A 2,676-nucleotide genomic window follows, 5' to 3' on the forward strand; every position below is an offset into this window, starting at 1 on the left:
CGTCCCGCCCGGTCGGGCTCGACACGTGGAGGTGATCACGTTCGTATTCCGCTCGGCGTCGAGGCTCGCATCGCCAGCTTCAGCGTTTCCGGCACGGACGAGGGCGAAAGCTAAGGGCTATGCGTAGGAGGCGTGCGTGAACCTGGATGGTCTTCTGGGTGACCTTGACGTTGAAGTCGGTGGAAACTTACGCGTTTCCGTTCGGCCGCTTCTTCGGCTGTATTGGCGGTTCGGGCCCGTCGAGACCCTCTCAGCGTCGGAACGATTGGTGCTCGGTGGCAACGTCAGGTCTCCGGACGTCAACACACTGACAGCACCACTGTCAGTGCCTGCTCCATCTATCCTCAAAGGAGAATTCGCTATGGCTATTCGCGACGATCAGACGGTGTCGTTCTCGGTCATCGGTAAGGATGCGCGGGATAACGAAGTCCCCTTGGCCGGGGTCGTGTTCTCGGTAGACCGTCCGGACCTCGGTCTTCTGACCGACAATGGGGATGGCACGGGCTCCGTGGCTGCGGTCGGCCCGCTGGGAGTTATTGTGCTCACTGCGGTGGACACCGAATCCAACGGCAATCAGTTCACCGGATCCGTGGCTATCCCCGTTGTCGGCGGCGACGTGCAGGTTGTGGAGATCCGCCTGGGAACCCCGGAGCCAATCTGAGAGAGTCGTCGCGGTGCACGGTGGGATGGCACGGTCACTGCCGTGCACCGCGATACGGCGGGGAGGCGTCATGTGACTTGGAGGCACCTTCGGCCCTGACGGACTCGCCACGAACGGCATCATGGGCACGGTGGTTCAGGCCGGAGCGCTGGCCCGCATCCAGTAGAACGCCTCCCGCTACACCAACAAAGCCGGCATCCCCGTTCGACGGGGATGCCGGCTTTGTTGTCTACGCCCACCTGCATTCGTTTGAATCACCAGACTCTCTCGTAACCGCTTATCGGCGGTCGTCTCGGATCTGGTAGATCCGAGGGATTGACAGGTTGGATGCTTCGGCAATTCGGCGCACGGGCACCCCGCGCGCAATGGCCGAGCGGATCGCCGCGTCCCGTTCCCGCATTGCCGCATCGAGAAGGCGGACCGCATCCTCGATAGCATCCAGGACGTCCCTGGTCCGGCCGTCACTGTCGCCGTCCATGTTGACCTGCTCGGCCAGAACATGCCACTGATCAGGCAGCGGCACGCCATCATCACCAGTGTCAACCCCGGACGCGAGCGCGCCAAGGTCGTCCTGAGTGACCGGAGGCAGGTCGGGGCCACGGTCGATCCGACCGCCGGCCGGGCCAGTCCACAGCGTGCGGAGCTGGTCGGGGGTGATGGCGGTAGCGCTCATGGCGTCAGCCCTCCTGGTAATCGTTGTGGTCCTCGTGCAGGTGCGCGCAACAAGTGCTACAGGCGGGCATTTCCGGGCCACCGACGCGCGCGGCGAACCGGTTTCCGTCGTCGAACCGGTGTGTGGGCGGGGCATGAAAGATCCGGCCACCCAGCTCGATCGACGCCCGCCGGTACAGCGCAGTGGCATAGCCGCGGTCTTGGTAGTCCTCATCGGTGTCCACGTTGAGAATCTCCCCGGTTACGGCGTCAACGGTGAGTTCGGAGACGATGGTGTTGCCGTCGCGGATCACCCAGGCGTGGCGCCTGGGAGTGGCGTCCGTGGTGCTGGCCTGGCGTTCTTCGCGGGTGATCTGCGCCGTCGTCATGGCATGATGTTATAGCGAGCTATAGGGAAGTGTCAAGCGCGCTATAAGCGACCCCTGCATGTTTCACGATGGCCGGGCAAGACTCACCCGCCGGTGCGGCATCGAGTTCCACTTCCACAACATCGCGGAAGTGGAGGATTTCCGGGTTTGGCGCATAGCCAACCCAATACATGGACACATGCAGCCCGATGAGCGCCCGGCCGGCTCGGAGACTGAAGCCCGCCCATCAGGGCGCCGCAACGCCTGCCCACACCTCCGGCCAGTACCGGCGCTCCCACGCCTCATCCCCCACCTCGGTCCGCAACGCATGCACCCGCAGTCGACCCCGATCCCAGGTCCCGCCACCGGACATGGCATACGCCGGATGTACGGGCAGATCCTCTCGGTGCAGGTAGGCGAAAACCTGCTGGTCGGTCCAATGCAGGATCGGCCGACAGGACGCCGCGGTGGCGATCCCGTGCACCCTCGCGGACATGCGCCGCCCGCCAGACTCAGCCGCGCGAATCCCGGTGATCCGACGACTCCCATGCAGCCCGTCGAGGGTGTCGGCGAGGGCATCCTGCCCCGGCTGGTCGCCCCGCCATTCCAGGTCGCCGCGCAGCGGCACCCGCCACCGGTAGACGTGCTCCTCGTAGCGGACGTCCGGGTGGGTCCGTAGGAACGCGTCCCGGACCTGATCACACTCCGGGCTCTCAGCACGGTCAGCCCGCGCCCATACCAGTGGAATGTCTCCCCCGGACAGCGCCACCAGATGGGCGACGATCACCGAGTCCTTGCCCCAGGAAATTCCGGCGAAGCACTCTCCGGCCGCAGCGAAACGGTCAATCTCGGCGACGGCACGGGCCTCCAGTCGGCCAAGCATTGGATCGCCAGACAGCGCGTCGTCGTAATGCTCCAGTTCGGCCCACCGCGCCCGGTCGGCTGGGGTCAGCCGCGGGCTGTCAATGAGCACGGCATCCTCCGAGAGGAATGATG

4 protein-coding genes are annotated in these 2,676 nt (G+C 65.1%); 1 reads left to right on the forward strand and 3 read right to left on the reverse strand.

Annotated elements, in window-relative coordinates; genetic code table 11:
• Window positions 1–361: 361 nt before the first annotated feature.
• The gene (locus MJ785_RS21305; protein ID WP_239382610.1) at window positions 362–661 is read left to right on the forward strand and encodes a hypothetical protein; all 300 of its coding nucleotides are present in this window, start codon (window positions 362–364) and stop codon (window positions 659–661) included.
• A gap of 277 nt (window positions 662–938) precedes the next feature.
• Here the strand turns inward: MJ785_RS21305 and MJ785_RS21310 are convergent, their stop codons facing one another.
• From MJ785_RS21310 to MJ785_RS21320, 3 genes are all read right to left on the reverse strand, one after another.
• The gene (locus MJ785_RS21310) at window positions 939–1,334 is read right to left on the reverse strand and encodes a hypothetical protein (RefSeq protein WP_239382613.1); all 396 of its coding nucleotides are present in this window, start codon (window positions 1,332–1,334) and stop codon (window positions 939–941) included.
• Between the two features lie 4 nt (window positions 1,335–1,338).
• Window positions 1,339–1,701, reverse strand: coding sequence for a GNAT family N-acetyltransferase (locus MJ785_RS21315; protein WP_239382615.1), 363 nt, complete (start codon window positions 1,699–1,701; stop codon window positions 1,339–1,341).
• Window positions 1,702–1,927: 226 nt separating this feature from the next.
• Window positions 1,928–2,676: phosphoadenosine phosphosulfate reductase family protein (locus MJ785_RS21320; RefSeq protein WP_239382617.1), on the reverse strand; the 749-nt coding region annotated here is incomplete at its 5' end.

Source organism: Protofrankia sp. CiT1 (assembly GCF_917627335.1).
Taxonomy (GTDB): Bacteria; Actinomycetota; Actinomycetes; order Frankiales; family Frankiaceae; genus Protofrankia.